Source organism: Bradyrhizobium sp. LA2.1, assembly GCF_040547725.1.
In the GTDB taxonomy this organism is placed as follows: Bacteria; Pseudomonadota; Alphaproteobacteria; order Rhizobiales; family Xanthobacteraceae; genus Bradyrhizobium; species Bradyrhizobium barranii.
The window spans coordinates 136,804-152,310 of record NZ_JBEPQI010000005.1 but is presented as its reverse complement, the minus strand read 5'-3'; the positions used below and the strand labels follow the sequence as shown (position 1 = coordinate 152,310).

Genomic DNA, 15,507 nt, shown 5'->3' with positions numbered 1-15,507 from the left:
CCCTTTCTGCCATCCTGTTCTGCGACGAACCTCGAACGCCGTCATCGCACCGCCGGCGTAAACTTGTCGAAATAGATGTGGTCCGGCTCGACCCCGTTCATTTGCAGCACGGGCAATACGGCGTCGATCATCGGCGTCGGCCCGCACGCGTAGGCGTCGATGGCGCCGCTCAGCTTCTCCTCGCGCAGATGGCGCAGCACGACCTCGTGGATCAGTCCGGTCTCGCCGTCCCAGCCGTCACCCGTCTCCGCATGCGACAGTGCCGGCACGAATTTGAAATCGTTCAGCCGCGCCGCGATGGCCGCGAGCTCATCGAGGTAGAACAAGTCGGCGCGGGTACGCGCTCCGTAGAAAAACCGGACCGGTCTCTGCTCGCCGCTCCCGATGTGATCGGCCAGGATCGACCACAGCGGCGACATGCCCGAGCCGCCGCCGATCAGCAGCATCGGCCCCGGACGTTCTTCGCGCCGGAAGCAGGTGCCATACGGCCCCTTGGCGATCACGGCGTCGCCGACGGCCAATTTCCCATCGAGCTGGGACGAGAATGCCCCGTTCGGATATTTCTTGATGATGAAGCGGAGATTAGTGCCTTCTCCGGGCGGGTTCGCCATCGAAAAGGCGCGGGTGATGGTGCCATCCTGAAGCGTCAGATCGACGTACTGGCCGGCCCAGAACTTCATCGGCCTCTCGATCTCGATCTCCAGCAATCTGATGTCTGACGTCAGCGCGCTAATCCCTGCCACGCGGCCGGAAAATGCCTTCACCGCGATCGAACGGCTAAGCAGATCTTCGTCATAGTTGAGCAATTCAACACCGATGTCGCTGTAGACATGCGTCCGGCACAACAGGATGTGGCCGGTCTCGCTCTCGTAATCCGGCAGAGCGAAGGTCGAGTATTTCAGAAGCTCGATGTCCCCCTCGACCAGCCTTGATTTGCAGCTGCCGCACTGACCTTCCTTGCAGCCATGCATCAGCGAGATGCCCTGACGAAACGCGGCATCGAGGACGGTCTCGCCCTCTTCCACTTCCATCTCGATACCCACTGGCTCGAAACGAACCTTGTGAACCCGCACGTCCGTCATTATCCCGGCCCTGTCGTCGTGGCAGTTGTACAGAACGATCGGCAAACCGTTGCCGGTCCCGGCAAGAGGGGCCGCCGAAAGCGGCCCCTCCCCCTCATCATCTCTTTAGTGGCAGGGATTGATCTTGAAGCCCTTACGGTATTCAGCCGTCGCCACCTCGCGCTCGATCGGCGAAAGCGCTCTGAAGCCACGCAACGGACTGCCAAGCGTGTGTCCGCGCACGTGATCGAGCGTCCACATGTCCTTGGAGTCGAAGCGCAGATGCGGTTGCGCGATCATGGTCTTGCCGTCGGGCCGGACAAAACCGAGATCCTTGATCGCGTCGGCGACGTCCCAGCCGTGATAGCAGTCCTCCCATTCACGGCGACCGCTGAAGCGGCCCATTGCCGGCGTCGCGCGGCCCTCGTATTCCGCGGCGAACGCCACCTTGTGGGTCCAACGGCAACCTTCGGAGCAGTAAGTGTAGATCTTGCCGTCGACCTCGTCGCAGACGAAGTCCTCGCGGATCAGGCAAGGGACCATGCAGCTCCAGCAGCGATGCGGGTATGAATAGCCCACCTCGCTGTTGAAGAGGATGTTGGTCTCGCCGGGCACGCTGAGCTTGGCGTGCCATTTCCAGAAATCGCCGAATTCGGCGTACCAACCCGGATATTTGTGCTCGAACCACTCGAAATCACGCTCGGTCTGGGCCTCGATACGCCAGAAGTTCACCGACCATCCGACCGTGAAGAACTGCGCGGTCTTGTGGACATAGTTCTTCTTGACGATCCGATCCCAGGCGGCGGCGACGTCATCGTGATGGATCTTGATGCCGTACTTCTCGAGCGGCAGCATGTAAGTCCGGTAATAGTCTTCGTAGATCCAGCGATGCCAGAGCTCGGCGTAGGACTCCTTGTTCTTGTCGCGGTTGGTCGTGCCGTACTCGATGAACGTCCCGATCGCGGCATCGACAATCGCGTGATTCTGCCAGAAGGCGTATTTCAGATCGCGCTCCAGCAGCTGGTGGTTCGACGGATCGTTGATCATCGCCATCAGCATCGAGTGACCGTTGCCGATATGACGGGATTCGTCCGACTGGACCGACAGGAACACGGTTGGCAATGCATAGTCGCCGTTGCGCGCCGCTTCCGACGGCATCGCCACGAACAGGGTATTGGTGAAGGCGGTTTCCGCGACGACCGTCAGATAGACGTTGGCCGCGGTGATCGCGTCACCGGTCAGGAAGCCCTCGGCGAACTGGCGGCCGATCGTGGTCGCATAGCATTTGCCGAACGCGGCTTCCGTGATATCGAACCCGGCTGGATCGATGTAATTCTCCATGTACCACTTCTTGAGGTTCATCTGGATCGTCGAGTGCCGGAACTCGTCGACCATCTGCATGGTGAAGCCGGTGCGCAATTCCTCGCCGGGCGCCAACCGCCCGACCATCGCCATCGAACGCGCCGCCGAGATCTCCGGGAACGGGATGATCGCCAGGAACAGCTTCATCCACTCGACCCATCGCGGCTCGACATTGCGGAACATGTCGCCGCGCAACGCCGCATCCAGCGCGCCATAGACGCGGTTGTCTTTCTCTTCCTGCATCGGGAAATATGACCGCAGGACCTGCTTCATCGGGTCGCGCGGTGTCTTCGAGATCTTGTAGTCGGTCGGGAACGTCATCGCCTCCTGCACGTAGCTTGGCGTCCAACCAAGGTCCGCGACGCGGTTGGCCGCTTCAGCGATGCTGATCCCCTTCTGCGCGGTGATCTTGTTCAGTGTCAGACTTGCAGACATTTCCAGCTCCTTTGAACGTTGCGTTATCTTCGGCATTCTCGCTTCGGTTCCGGGTCAACCCCCTGCATCGCGTTGTTGAAATTCTCCGCCGCAAAACACACTTTAAGTCCGTTAAATGGATTGATTGATCTGCTGACTCGTCGTTTCACGTCAGCCCGGTTTCTCGGCGCTGACGGTCTCGTCACCTCCGTTGGCTCGTTTGATGAGAGGTTTTCCTTCGGCAACGAATTTCGCCGAGAGGACCAGCGCACCAGTAGCGAAATCCCTGCCGTGCGCGGCGATCATGGCCTCCGCGATCTCGGCCAGCTGAATGAAGAAGGCGTCTTTCACCCGGCTTCCTCGCTCATGTCCGGTTGCGGAGACGGCATTTGTGCCTGTTGCTTTGATGCAATCATGGTTGCGTTGTTCCTGCTCATCATGCGTGCCCCGAACGTTGGTGGTCGCCGGAAGAAGGACCGTTGTCGATCTCCAGCAGGGACGTGTCGAGCCATTCACGCTCGGCCACCAGGCGTCGATGCTCCTCCTGGAGCATCTCCAGGCGCGCGATCGCTCGCTCCAGTTCAGCATGCGCGTCGCTTCCGGCGTCGCCGCGCGCCGCGCCACGCACGGCGCACGCGAGTTCGATTTCGGCTCCGCCGCGCGCGTACTCATTCTTGATTTGCATCTCGTTGTTGTCGACCATCTCGTCGATCAGCCTGTCCCGGGCAATCATCCGATCGCGGGCACGCTGCAATTCAGCGGCTTCCTCGGCGGTGATCGGTGGCCGGCATCGGCTGTCCTTTGTCACTCGCACCACTCTCGTTCGATGATCTGGACCGAGGCTTTGCATGTCGCGGCACATGCCCTACGGGATCAGGACCGCGCGGCCATGAATGCGTCCATGATGCAGATCGTGAAGCGCGTCATTGGCCTGGCTCAGCCTGTATTCCTTGGTGTGGAGTTCGACGAGGCCGCGATCCGCGAGCGCCATCAGCTCCACCAGCTCGGCGTATGTGCCGACCAGGTTGCCGACGATGGTCTTTTCCGATGTGATCATGTCGATGGTCGGGATATCGATCTTCCCACCATACCCGACGATGTAGTAGTAGCCGGCGTTCGCTGTCATCGACAGGCCCTTGGCGATAGCGTCACCCTCGCCAACAAAATCGATCACGGCCTCCGCGCCGCGCCCGTCGGTCAGCGCCAGCACCGCCTCGACTTCGTTGCCGTCTGCCTTCACGACATGATGTGCACCGCACTTCTTGGCGAGCTCGAGAGACTGTTCGGCGCGATCGACCACGATGATTTCTGCCGCGCAGAGCGCGGCGAGAACCTGGACGCCGATATGGCCCAGCCCACCGGCGCCGATCACCACGACATGTTCGCCGGGTAACAGATGACGGGATGCCTTCTTCGCGGCGCGATAAGCCGTCAGCCCGGCATCGGTGTAGGGAGCAACATCCTTCGGTGCGAGCGACTTCGGCAGCTTGATCAGGGAGCGCTGCCCCGTCAGCAGATACTGCGCATAGCCGCCATTGGCATTGATCCCGGGAAACGAGCTGTCCAGCGCATGCATGTCGTCGCCGCGCCGACACGCGAGACAATGCCCGCTGGTCACCAGCGGATGACAAATCACGCTGTCGCCAACCTTGATCCCTTCGACACCCGGGCCGATCGCTTCAACCCAGCCGGCGTTCTCGTGGCCCATGATGTATGGAAGCTTGACGTCGACCTTGCTGCGCCAGATGCCCTCAACGATGTGCAGATCGGTGCGACAGACGCCGGCACCACCGATGCGGACGATCACGTCCATCGGGCGCGAGATCTTCGGGTCAGTTACGTCATCGAACTTGACGAACTCCTTCGCCGTCAGCTTCTCGTCGAACTCATGAAGCACCGCCGCTTTCATTAAACGCCTCCCCGGCAAAATTTTTATTCTGTCGATCTCACGCGATCGCCATCCCGCTGAACAGTTGAGCAAGGGCTGTGCCAAGCGCACAACGGCCTGATCTTTCTATTGTTCTTGCGATCTCGGGAGTGCTCGCGCCGATCCGCCTCGGAGCAGACTTTGCGCGCGACTGTTCCGAGACGGAACAGTTCGACGGCAGCAACAGCGGGTGAGCAGAAATTTGGATTTTTGATTGTTTGATCTATGATCGTGAGAACCGCGCCACACGCGAGAACGACCCGAACCGGGCTACGACCAAGAGGAAATCGCCAAGCAGCGACTCCCGGAGGAGCTATGATGCTGACCGCCAGCCGACGCATGGACAATGCTTGGATGACGCTCGATCAGCGCGGCGCGCCGCCGGCAGAGCTGCTATCGGCCGATATCTACGACAGCTGGATGCGCTGCGTTTCGCTTGGTCTCGATACATTGCGCCCTCCTTCGCCCGAGTTCGTGAGCACCGCCGTTTTGCGCCAGGAGCAGCAGCGCTGCTCACTGATTCGCGGCCTGGCGCTCGCGGAGATGCACACGCTGCATCAGCAGATTGCCGGCTCCAATTTCATGATCGCCTTTGCAAATGCCAACGGCCTGCTGCTCGACATCATCTCGGACTCGAGCTTCAGTGATGCCTCGAACGCAGCGAGCATTCGGCCCGGCACTATCTGGACTGAAGCCATTTGCGGCACCAACGGCCTCGGCACCGCCGCGTATCTCAAGCGGGCCATCGTCGTTCACGGGGGCGAGCACTTTTTCTCGCGCTACCACAATCTTACTTGCATCGCGGCGCCAATCTTCGCGCCCGATGGCGAACTGGCCGGAATACTGGATGCGTCATCGGATTGCATGTCGAGGCAGGCGCATACCCAGGCGCTCGTCGCGATGGCGGCAACCCAGATCGAGAATGGTCTGTTCCGCGAACATCACCGCGGAAACATCCTGATCGCTTTCCATAGCCGCGGCGAATATCTGCATACGTTGAGCGCGGGCCTACTGGCCGTCGACAACGAGGGCAGGATCCTTGCAGCCAACAGGGCCGCAAGCGTCCTGCTGCATGGCCTGCCAGCCTTGCCGGGTCGTCGCTTCGCCGACGTCTTTCGTACGAAATTCAACGCCTTTGTCGATGAAGGCCGGCGCAAGGAACGCCAGCGCCTCGAGGACGAGGTCGGTAGCCAGTTCGTCGCAACAATCGAGAACGCGCGCCAGTTCTCGATGATGCAAGCCATCTCGCGGCCTCGGCTGTCGACGCCCAAGGACGTCCCCACCCAGTTCGTCTCCGCCGATCCGGCGATCGCTTCCATTGTCCAACGGGTGGGAGTCGCGGCGGTCCGCAAGATGCCGATCCTGATCCGTGGCGAAACCGGCACCGGCAAGGAGCAACTCGCCCGCCATGCTCATACCGCCAGTGGACGGGCCGGCGCTTTCGTCCCGGTGAATTGCGCAGCGCTCCCTGACAGCCTGATCGAGGCGGAGCTGTTCGGCTATGCCGAAGGCGCTTTCACGGGAGCAAAAAAGGGCGGGGCTGCGGGACTGTTCAAGGAAGCGGACGGCGGAACGCTCTTCCTCGACGAGATCGGCGACATGCCGGTGACGTTGCAGGCCGTGCTGCTGCGCTTTCTGGACGATTGGACTGTCCGGCCGGTCGGTGGCACCAAACGTCAGGTCGACGTTCTCCTGGTGTCTGCCACCAATGCCAACCTCGACGACTCGATTGCGAAGGGCCGATTCCGATCCGATTTGCTGTTTCGTCTCAACACGCTGGAGGTGACGTTACCGCCTTTGCGCGAGCGTTCCGATTTCGCCGAGATCGCGCGCTATTTGATCCACAAGATCGATCCCTTGATGGATTTGACCGCAGGGGCGATCGATCGTTTGGCCGAACTCGATTGGGATGGAAACATCCGCGAACTGCGCAACGTGCTTTCCCGATTGTCGCTGGCCGAGCCGGGAGATCTGATCGACGAGACATCGGTCGAGTCCGTACTTGCACATTCAGGCGGCGAGCGCTTGACCGGCAAGGCGGTGGGTGGTGGGCTCAAGGCCAATCTGCATGAGATTCAGCGCTCGCATGTGCTGACCGCGTATGCGGAAACGGGCAACAACATCAGCAAGACCGCGCGCCGCCTGGGCGTGTCGCGCAATACGATCTATCGTGCCCTGCGCGGCAACAAGGATTAGCACAATCGTGGCGAAGGCTCTGCGGCGACAGCGCGATCCGGCTGTAACTGGAGGCGCTGAAGTCCAACCCCTCGTCGGGTTCAATTGGGAGTGTCGCCATGTTTGAACCGGAAAACGGTCTCGAAGCCCTGATGCAGGCTGCCGCAAGGGACGCCAGCATCGTTCCAGCATTCTATCGCGCGTTGCTCGAGACGGAGATCTACATTCTGACGCCGGAAGCACCGATGAAACCTGGACGCCGTCGCTCGCTCAAATTTCAGGAGGAGATCAACGTTGCAACGGTCGACTTCCAGAACATGAAATGGCACCCGACCTTCACCTCAAAGAAGCGCATCTACGACTATATAAAGCAGCCTGAGGTGTGCCTTGGCGCCGCCGCGCGCAATCTGTTCGAAATGTTGCCTGACTCTAATTTCTGGCTCAATCCGTTGTCCGAATGTCAGAAGCCGCTGCCCGCCGCCGAGATCGCTCTCCTCATGAGTGGCGAGATCTTTGACATGCCGATTAAGTCCGCGCGATAGGCGCAGACTTCCTGCCAGATGCTGTCGGCCAAGCGGAATTATTTCGAAAACGGCGCAGCGACATCAGTTCACTAGACCATCTGCCTGATTTCCTGAAGTGTGCCCGCAAAGGCTCGTGGCGAGCCGGACGGATGGGAATTCGCCAGGCCGAGGTCGGAGCGGCGAAGACAATGATCGAATGAACAGAGGAGCGCTTTGGTCTCAAGCCGGAGCGGCTTGCCGGGGATACCGCTTACGGGGCTGCTCCGATGCTGGTCGAGGCGAAGGGCATCGCACCACATATCCCCGTGTTCGACAAGTCGAAGCGAGATGACGGTACGTTCTCGCGCAGCGACTTTCGATATGATCCGACCAGCGACGTCTACCACTGCCCCGGCCGGAAAGCGGCTCGGGACGAGCGGCACCGTCCACGGGGGCAAAACGCTTTTGTATCGTGCGAGCAAGCTCGACTGCGACGCATGCCCGTTTAAACCGCAGTGCTGTCCAAAAGGAACCATCGCGCAAGATCCCGCGCAACATACATGAGCACGCCCGGGACGTCGCCCGGTCGTTCGCTGGCACCGAGGGATTCGAGACGTCGCGACGTCAGCGCAAGAAGATCGAGATGCGGTTTGCGCATTTGAAGCGTATCCTGAGGCTTGGTCGGCTTCGGCTTCGTGGCCCACGGGGCGCCCAGGACGAGTTTGTTCTTGCTGCAATCGCTCAAAATCTGAGGCGCCTCGCGCGTTAGGGTCGGCGGATCAAAGCCGGTCGGCCTTACCGAATGGCCGAAAGACCTCCGTCGGTTACAGCCGACTTTTGCAACAAAATCGGCCATGCCCGGACATCGCCACAGGCGGGGCTGGCTGACATGTCGCTTGCTTGACACCTCTCGTAGCGTTGGTCTCTAATCCCCAGGCAAGTCCTGAGGCTGGAGGCGAAATTTTCGCCGCCAATCAAGAATAAGGCCAACTGCTCCGCCAGGCGAGTGCCGGGTAAAGGAGCAGAGGCTAAAAATAGCTTCCTGGGAGGGAACAATGGACAGACGCCAGACAATCAAAATGCTTGGTGGTGCGGCGGCGATCGCCGGTGCCGGTTTTCCGGGGTTTGCTTTTGCGCAGGCTCAAAAGGAAATGGTCACGGTCGTGAAGATCGCCGGCATTCCGTGGTTCAACGCTCTTGAAAAGGGAATCCAGAAGGGCGCCAAGGACTTCAGCATCAATGCCACCATGGTTGGACCGGCGAACGTCGATCCGGCACAACAGGTAAAGCTGCTCGATGACCTGATCGCCAAAAAGGTCAACGTGATCGGCTTGGTGCCGCTGGACGTCAAAGTGTGCGAGCCGGTGCTCAAGCGCGCCCAGGCGGCCGGCATCAAAGTCATCACCCATGAGGGCCCCGAACAAGAAGGCCGTGACTGGAATGTCGAATTGATCGATTCCGTTCGCTTCGGTGAAGTGCAGATGGAGCGTCTCGCCAAGGACATGGGCGGCGAAGGCGATTACGTGGTTTATGTCGGGACGTTGACGACGCCGCTTCACAACAAATGGGCCGACGCCGCGATTGCCTATCAGCAGAAGAATTTCCCGAAAATGAAGCTCGTCGCCGACCGTTTCCCCGGCGCCGACGAGATCGATACCAGCCAGCGCACGACGCTTGACGTGATCAAGGCCTATCCGAACCTGCGCGGCATTCTCGGCTTCGGCTCGAATGGGCCGATCGGGGCCGGCAATGCGGTGCGTCAGCAACGCCTTGGCAAGAAGATCGCCGTGGTCGGCACGGTGCTGCCGAGCCAGGCGAAATCGCTCATCGCGGATGATACCATCCGCGAAGGTTTCCTGTGGAATCCCACCGATGCAGGTTACGCCATGGTTGCAGTTGCCAAGCTCGTGCTTGATGGCAAGCCAATCACGGATGGCGTCGATGTTCCCGGCCTCGGCAAGGCTGCGGTCGATGTGGCCGGCAAGCAGATCAAGGTCGACAAGATCATGCGGATCAACAAAGAAACCATCGACGGACTGATCGCCGGAGGACTCTAAAACTACACCAGTCCCAGCCGCCTCGTCGCGCTGCATTCCCGGCTTTCCGGCCGGGAATGCGATCCGCGTCGAGGCGATCGCTTGACAAGCGGTCCCATTACAGGACGAAGCCTTGACGACTTTCCTGGAGATGTCCGGCATATCAAAGCGTTTCGGCGGCGTGCATGCGCTTCGCGACGTCGATCTGACGCTGGAGGTCGGAGAGGTGCATTGCCTTGTCGGCGAAAACGGATCCGGCAAGTCGACGCTGATCAAGATCATTTCCGGCGTCGAGGCGCCGGAACCAGGAGGCCGGATCGTCATTTCCGGCAAGGAGTACCCAAAACTAAGCCCGGTCTACTCCACCCATTGCGGCATTCAGGTCATCTATCAGGATCTATCGCTATTCTCCAACCTCACCGTCGTCGAGAACATCGCCATGGCGCACCATCTTGGCGGCGTCCACACGGTGAACTGGTCCTCTATGCGGGCCATCGCCATGGCCACAATGGCGAAGGTCGGCGTTGAGGTCGATCCAGAAACAAAAGTCTCCGAACTCAGCATTGCCGGACGCCAGCTGGTCGCGATCTGCCGGGCCTTGGCGGCGGATGCCAAACTTCTCATCATGGATGAGCCGACGGCGTCGCTGACCCGCCACGAGGTCAACACCTTGATCAAGCTCGTCAGCGACCTGAAAAGAAGCGGTATCTGCGTCGTATTCGTGAGCCATCGCCTCGACGAGGTGCTTGAGATTGCCGAACGCGTGACGGTGTTGCGGGACGGCGCCAAGGTAGGCACCTTTGCCGCAGCGACCATCGACGGCAGCAAACTCAGTCACCTGATGACCGGGAAGGCTTTCGAGTATCAGAAACAGGTGCCCGACCTTGCCGTGGGTGCCGTTGTTCTCGAAGTCCAGGGCCTTGGCCGCGATGGTGACTACGACGATGTGAGCTTGCAATTACGCGCCGGAGAAGTCGTGGGGCTTACCGGATTGCTTGGATCGGGCCGAACCGAGCTCGCACTGTCGCTGTTCGGCATGAACCCACCCGATCGAGGCACCATGGCGCTTGACGGCCACCGCATCGCGCTGAACACGAATGCAGACGCGATCCGTCGAGGCATCGCCTACGTATCTGAAGACAGGCTTACACTTGGCCTCATCCTTGACCAGTCGATCACGTCGAACGTCACGCTGACTGTGTTGGAACGTCTCGCCGGCGCGTTCGGCCTGATTGGCGCACGCGCGCGGCAAAGCCATGTTGCGCGATGGGTCGCCGAACTCGGAATCAAGGTGTCTGATCCCAACAACGCGGTCAAGACGCTCTCCGGCGGCAATCAGCAGCGGATCGTGCTCGCCAAATGGATGGCGACCAACCCACGAGTGCTTATCCTTGATAGCCCAACGGTCGGTGTCGACATCCGCGCCAAGGATGGGATTTATGAGATCATCCGGCGGCTGGCCCGCGAGGGCGTCGCAGTGCTGATGATATCAGACGAAATCCCCGAGGTACTTTATCACAGCCATCGCGTGCTGGTGATGCGCGAAGGGCGTTTGACCGCTGACGTGATGGCCGCAGACACCTCCGAAGATGCGCTTCGGCAGGCAGTCAATGCCTGAATCGCGGTTTGCTTCATTTGGCAGGTTTCGGCGCAGCCATGAGTTCTGGCTGTTGATCGTGATCCTCGTGCTCTGCGCCAGCCTGGGCGCGGCGAACGGCCAGTTCCTGACCATGCAGAATCTGTTCGACCTGCTGACCTCCTACGCATTCGTAGGCATCCTCGCCCTCGGGCTGCTCGTGGTGCTGATCGCCGGCGGAATCGACATCTCCTTCACGGCGACGGCATCGGTGGCGCAATATGTCACGCTTACGGTGGCGAACGCATACGGCGCGAACTGGATCTGCGTTTTTGCGATCGCGATCGGCATTGGCGGTGCGCTCGGCGCCCTCAACGCGATCTTCATCCAGAAGCTTCGGATACCATCAATCATCGTGTCCGTCGCAACGTTGAACATTTTCTATGGGCTGCTGATTTTCTTCACGGGCGGTAAATACATCTATTCGTTACCCGACTGGTTCGCGACCGGGATATTCTGGTTCGAGTTCGATTGGGGCAAGGATACGTCCTACGGCGTCAACCTGCAGATCCTCGCGCTCGGGTTCTCATTTCTGTTCACCTGGCTCCTGCTCAATCGTAGCAATATCGGTCGTCAGATCTACGCCATGGGGGGCAATACCGATGCCGCGCAGCGACTTGGCTTCCATGTCTTCGGCCTCAACATGCTGGTCTATTGCTACATGGGGGTCATGGCCGGTATCGCCTCACTGGTCCAGGCGCAGCTTGCACAGTCCGTCGCTCCGACGGTGCTGGTGGGCAAGGAGCTCGATGTGGTTGCGGCCGTCGTGCTCGGCGGCGCCAGCCTGATGGGCGGCGTCGGCACCGTTCTCGGCACGTTTCTGGGGTTGGCACTGCTCGCCATCCTGCAGAATGGAATCATTTTGCTGGGCGTTTCGTCCTACTGGTCGCCATTTTTTGTCGGGTTGGTCATTCTGATCTCGGTCTCGGCAACAGCCTGGTCGCAGCGAGAACGGCGGACCCGGAGCGCGCGGCCATGAGAAATGAGTCCACCCTCGCCCTTCGCGGACGCCTGATCCGTTTTGCCGGCAGCGGGACGATCGCAACCCTGATGCTGTTGTTGGTCGCGCTCTGGTTGGTGTTCGCCATTACCATCGGCGACCGGTTTTTCTCCGTCAACACGCTGCAATCGATGGCCTTCCAGATGCCGGAGCTCGGCATCCTTTCGCTTGCGATGATGCTGGCCTTGTTATCTGGCGGCCTCAACCTTTCCATCATCGCCACCGCTAATCTCTCCGGACTGACCATTGCCTTCCTGCTGACGCACTACATTCCGGGCACTCAGGGCATTGCCTGGGCCGGCGTACAGGTGCTGGCGATTGCGGCAGGGTTTGCCGTCGCGGCACTGGTCGGCCTTGTCAACGGATTTGTCATCGCCTATCTCGGCGTTTCGCCGATCCTCGCAACGCTCGGCACCATGACACTCTGCAAGGGACTCGCGATCGGCCTGACGCGCGGCAATGTCATCTCCGGATTTCCGGAGCCCATTGTTTTCATCGGCAATGGAACGGTTCTCGGGGTGCCTTTTGCCCTGATCGTGCTGGCGCTCTGTGCGTTGCCCGTCGCGCTCATGCTAAACGCAACGCCCTTCGGGGCAAGGGTTTACATGATCGGCTCGAACGAGAAGGCAACCCGCTACTCCGGCGTCGATACCCGCGCCGTCCTGCTCAAGCTATATGTCCTCTCGAGCCTGCTCGCCGGTGTCGCAGCGGTCGTCATGCTGGCACGTTTCAATTCAGCCAACGCTGCATATGGCGAGAGCTATCTGCTCGTCACCATTCTTGCAGCAGTGCTCGGTGGCGTCGATCCATTTGGCGGCTTTGGCAAAGTCGGCGGATTGCTGCTTGCGCTGATAATCCTTCAGGTGATCTCCTCGGCGTTCAACCTTCTCAATCTCAGCCAGTTCCTCACTCTGGCGATCTGGGGTGGCATCCTGATTGCCGTTGCCGCGGTTCCTCATCTGGGCGGCAAAGCGCCCCGGTAGACAACGATGACAAGATCGGAAGCCTCTTCCCGGATCGCGGTTCTCGACATTGGCAAGACGAATCTGAAACTGCTGGTCGCGAGTGAGGACGGCTGGCCGCTCGAAGCACTTTCGATCCCGAATGTGCCGACTACGGCAGGACCATACCTCGCCTATGATCTTGCCGGGCTGGAAGAGTGGTTCCTCGACACTTTGGCCGTGGTGACGCAACGCCACACCATCGGCGCGGTGATCGCGACCGCGCATGGGTGTGGCGCCGTTCTTGTCGAAGGTGACGAGCCAGTGCTGCCGATGATGGACTATGATGCGGTCTCGCCGCCTGAGATCGACCAGGCCTACGCCAGGATTGCGCCTGCCTATGATGAAGTGTTTTGCGGTATCAGCGGCGCGATGCGGCTTGGCAAGCAATTGCTCTGGCAGGAAAGCGCATATCCCGCCGAATTCGCCCGCGCGAAAACCTATCTTACGACTGCGCAGTATTTCGCCTTGCGGCTCGGCGGGTGTGCTGCAAGTGAAATTTCACAGCTCGCGGCTCAGAGCCATATCTGGGACCTTTTCCACCATCAGCCTTCCTCCCTGATGCGCAAGCGCGGCTGGGACCGTCTTCTGCCGGAGCGGGCATCCGCCGGTGCGGTGCTCGGGAGGGTTTCGGAGGCCGTAGCCAAGCGTACCGGCCTGGCGCGCTCGACCGAAATCCTCTGCGGCGTGCATGATTCCAACGCCAACCTGTTCCGCTACAAGGCCGCCGGCATGGCCGATACCTCGATCCTATCAACAGGCACCTGGATGATCGGCTTTCAGCGCGGCCTCGCGCTAGACAAGCTCGACGCCACACGCGGCATGGTGCTCAATATCGATGTCGACGGTGAGAACGTACCCTCCACGCTGATCGCGACAGGCCGCGAATACGACTTGATCAGCGGAGACCACGACGCTTCTGATGCAGCCGTCCTCACCGCATTGCCGAGTCTACTGGCCCTTGGAACCCTGGCACTCCCCTCCTTCGTTGGGGATGATGGACTGTTCCCCGGTGCAGCTCACCGCGGACGCATTATCGGACCGCGGCCCGAGACGCCAGCCGAATGGCAGGGGTTGGCAGTCCTCTACGCCGCATTCAGCGCAAACCGCTGTCTAGATGCGCTTGGCAGCTCGAAACACATCGTCATCGACGGTGGCTTCGCCGCCAACCTGCCCTTCGCGCGCGCTCTGGCCGCGTTGCGGCCATCGCAGAGCGTCTCGGTGAGCCAATCTCGGGATGGAACGGCGCTCGGCGCGGCGCTGCTGTGGCGGAGATTTTCGCATACGATTCCGGTTTCGAGCGTGGTGCTTGAAGCTGTCACGCCGCTCGGCGAGGATGAGGGCAAACGCACCCTTTCCGCCGCCTATCAATCCTGGATTTCTTTTTCGGAGCACCCATCATGACAGACCGCAATCATGCCGATCTCCGCCAGGGCATCGTCGATACCTGCAAGGAGATGAACCGAAACGGTCTCAACCAAGGGACTTCCGGCAATCTTTCGCACCGGATTCCAAACGGCATGCTAATCACACCGACAAGCTTGCCCTACGAGCGCATGCGGTCAGAAGACATTGTCGCGATGGATTTTGCCGCGAATTACCAGGGCAACCATCGCCCTTCTTCAGAATGGCGTTTCCATCGCGATATTCTGCGAGCGCGGGCCGACATAAACGTCGTGCTTCATACGCATTCCACCTTCAGCACCATTCTCGCCGTGCACGAGCGTGGCATTCCCTGCTTCCACTACATGGTCGCGGTAGCCGGTGGCAACGATATCCGTTGTTCGCCTTATGCCTGCTTCGGCACACAAGCGCTGTCGGATTATGCCGTCAATGCGCTCGAAGGACGAAATGCCTGCTTGCTCGGCCATCATGGCTTGATCGTAACGGCGCAGACATTTGAAAAGGCGCTTTGGCTTGCCGTGGAGGTGGAGACCCTGGCGAAGATGTATGTCCACGCGCTGGCGATCGGCGAACCTCCGCGCCTCAGCGAGACCGAAATGGCACAGGTCCACGAACAGATGAAACGCATGGGCTACGGCCAGGCGCCCGATCTTGACGACGTCGGTGATGTTCCACGCGCCATGCCTCAGTCGAAACTGGCGCCACATTGACTCAGAGTGTCGTTGAACGCGGCTAGTCTTCTCTTCGCTAAGGAAACTTGCAAGCAACTCTACCAGCCGCTGGTGATCAAGCGAAAATTGTCAGACAGCGTGCCAATATCCCTTGTGAATATCGAACTTCACGGCGCCGTCGTCACGCATCTTCAACAAGAGCGATTGGCAATCGTCCTCATGCTTTATGTTCACGCGCTTCATGATTTCGAAAACCTTCAGAGGCTTTTCGCCAAGGGCAATCAGAATCTTGTCTCGATCAGTCATTGGGGCTCCTT

Annotated in this window: 14 protein-coding genes and 1 pseudogene; 9 read left to right on the top strand and 6 right to left on the bottom strand. The window is 60.0% G+C overall.

Annotated elements, in window-relative coordinates:
* Positions 1-41 precede the first annotated feature (41 nt).
* From ABIB95_RS11095 to ABIB95_RS11075, 5 genes are all read right to left on the bottom strand, one after another.
* Positions 42-1,082, bottom strand: a complete 1,041-nt coding sequence (locus ABIB95_RS11095) for a 2Fe-2S iron-sulfur cluster-binding protein (protein WP_354239296.1) — start codon at positions 1,080-1,082, stop codon at positions 42-44.
* Between the two features lie 105 nt (positions 1,083-1,187).
* Positions 1,188-2,858, bottom strand: coding sequence for an aromatic/alkene/methane monooxygenase hydroxylase/oxygenase subunit alpha (locus ABIB95_RS11090; protein ID WP_028156528.1), 1,671 nt, complete (start codon positions 2,856-2,858; stop codon positions 1,188-1,190).
* A 150-nt stretch (positions 2,859-3,008) separates the two neighbouring features.
* A complete protein-coding gene (locus ABIB95_RS11085; protein WP_354239294.1) occupies positions 3,009-3,188 on the bottom strand; it encodes a hypothetical protein in 180 nt (59 codons plus the stop codon).
* 85 nt (positions 3,189-3,273) lie between these two features.
* Positions 3,274-3,645 carry a hypothetical protein gene (locus ABIB95_RS11080; RefSeq protein WP_354239292.1) on the bottom strand — a complete coding sequence of 124 codons (372 nt, stop codon included), beginning with the start codon at positions 3,643-3,645 and terminating at the stop codon, positions 3,274-3,276.
* Positions 3,646-3,702: 57 nt separating this feature from the next.
* The gene (locus tag ABIB95_RS11075; protein ID WP_135215639.1) at positions 3,703-4,746 is read right to left on the bottom strand and encodes an NAD(P)-dependent alcohol dehydrogenase; all 1,044 of its coding nucleotides are present in this window, start codon (positions 4,744-4,746) and stop codon (positions 3,703-3,705) included.
* Between the two features lie 336 nt (positions 4,747-5,082).
* Here ABIB95_RS11075 and ABIB95_RS11070 point away from each other — a divergent pair, with 336 nt between their 5' ends.
* The 9 genes and pseudogenes from ABIB95_RS11070 to ABIB95_RS11030 all read left to right on the top strand — a co-directional run bounded on the left by ABIB95_RS11070 (position 5,083) and on the right by ABIB95_RS11030 (position 15,229).
* Positions 5,083-6,960, top strand: a complete 1,878-nt coding sequence (locus ABIB95_RS11070) for a sigma-54-dependent Fis family transcriptional regulator (RefSeq protein ID WP_502917819.1) — start codon at positions 5,083-5,085, stop codon at positions 6,958-6,960.
* 98 nt (positions 6,961-7,058) lie between these two features.
* The gene (locus ABIB95_RS11065; protein ID WP_071909902.1) at positions 7,059-7,481 is read left to right on the top strand and encodes an SseB family protein; all 423 of its coding nucleotides are present in this window, start codon (positions 7,059-7,061) and stop codon (positions 7,479-7,481) included.
* 137 nt (positions 7,482-7,618) lie between these two features.
* A pseudogene (locus tag ABIB95_RS11060) lies at positions 7,619-8,211 on the top strand (transposase); the annotation flags it as partial.
* Between the two features lie 286 nt (positions 8,212-8,497).
* A complete protein-coding gene (locus tag ABIB95_RS11055; protein ID WP_354239287.1) occupies positions 8,498-9,499 on the top strand; it encodes an autoinducer 2 ABC transporter substrate-binding protein in 1,002 nt (333 codons plus the stop codon).
* A 112-nt stretch (positions 9,500-9,611) separates the two neighbouring features.
* Positions 9,612-11,096 carry a sugar ABC transporter ATP-binding protein gene (locus ABIB95_RS11050; protein WP_354239285.1) on the top strand — a complete coding sequence of 495 codons (1,485 nt, stop codon included), beginning with the start codon at positions 9,612-9,614 and terminating at the stop codon, positions 11,094-11,096.
* Positions 11,089-12,093 (top strand): ABC transporter permease, encoded by a 1,005-nt coding sequence (locus ABIB95_RS11045; protein ID WP_028150069.1) that lies wholly within the window; start codon positions 11,089-11,091, stop codon positions 12,091-12,093. Before ABIB95_RS11050 ends, ABIB95_RS11045 begins: the two co-directional genes overlap by 8 nt.
* A complete protein-coding gene (locus ABIB95_RS11040) occupies positions 12,090-13,097 on the top strand; it encodes an ABC transporter permease (protein ID WP_028150070.1) in 1,008 nt (335 codons plus the stop codon). Before ABIB95_RS11045 ends, ABIB95_RS11040 begins: the two co-directional genes overlap by 4 nt.
* A gap of 6 nt (positions 13,098-13,103) precedes the next feature.
* Positions 13,104-14,519: a carbohydrate kinase gene (locus ABIB95_RS11035; protein ID WP_354239282.1), complete on the top strand. Its 1,416-nt coding sequence runs from the start codon at positions 13,104-13,106 to the stop codon at positions 14,517-14,519.
* Complete coding sequence (locus ABIB95_RS11030; protein WP_247304646.1) at positions 14,516-15,229, top strand: class II aldolase/adducin family protein; 714 nt, start codon at positions 14,516-14,518, stop codon at positions 15,227-15,229. The genes ABIB95_RS11035 and ABIB95_RS11030 overlap by 4 nt, the downstream gene beginning before the upstream one ends.
* Before the next feature lie 90 nt (positions 15,230-15,319).
* On the opposite strand, the gene ABIB95_RS11025 is transcribed toward ABIB95_RS11030, so the two are convergent.
* Positions 15,320-15,496 carry a hypothetical protein gene (locus tag ABIB95_RS11025; protein WP_167768162.1) on the bottom strand — a complete coding sequence of 59 codons (177 nt, stop codon included), beginning with the start codon at positions 15,494-15,496 and terminating at the stop codon, positions 15,320-15,322.
* Positions 15,497-15,507: the final 11 nt, after the last annotated feature.

Coding starts and splice junctions, on each gene's coding strand:
- ABIB95_RS11095 (WP_354239296.1), bottom strand. CDS start 1,082: ATGACGGACGTGCGGGTTCACAAGGTTCGTTTCGAGCCAGTGGGTATC.
- ABIB95_RS11090 (WP_028156528.1), bottom strand. CDS start 2,858: ATGTCTGCAAGTCTGACACTGAACAAGATCACCGCGCAGAAGGGGATC.
- ABIB95_RS11075 (WP_135215639.1), bottom strand. CDS start 4,746: ATGAAAGCGGCGGTGCTTCATGAGTTCGACGAGAAGCTGACGGCGAAG.
- ABIB95_RS11070 (WP_502917819.1), top strand. CDS start 5,083: ATGCTGACCGCCAGCCGACGCATGGACAATGCTTGGATGACGCTCGAT.
- ABIB95_RS11065 (WP_071909902.1), top strand. CDS start 7,059: ATGTTTGAACCGGAAAACGGTCTCGAAGCCCTGATGCAGGCTGCCGCA.
- ABIB95_RS11055 (WP_354239287.1), top strand. CDS start 8,498: ATGGACAGACGCCAGACAATCAAAATGCTTGGTGGTGCGGCGGCGATC.
- ABIB95_RS11045 (WP_028150069.1), top strand. CDS start 11,089: ATGCCTGAATCGCGGTTTGCTTCATTTGGCAGGTTTCGGCGCAGCCAT.
- ABIB95_RS11040 (WP_028150070.1), top strand. CDS start 12,090: ATGAGAAATGAGTCCACCCTCGCCCTTCGCGGACGCCTGATCCGTTTT.
- ABIB95_RS11035 (WP_354239282.1), top strand. CDS start 13,104: ATGACAAGATCGGAAGCCTCTTCCCGGATCGCGGTTCTCGACATTGGC.
- ABIB95_RS11030 (WP_247304646.1), top strand. CDS start 14,516: ATGACAGACCGCAATCATGCCGATCTCCGCCAGGGCATCGTCGATACC.
- ABIB95_RS11025 (WP_167768162.1), bottom strand. CDS start 15,496: ATGACTGATCGAGACAAGATTCTGATTGCCCTTGGCGAAAAGCCTCTG.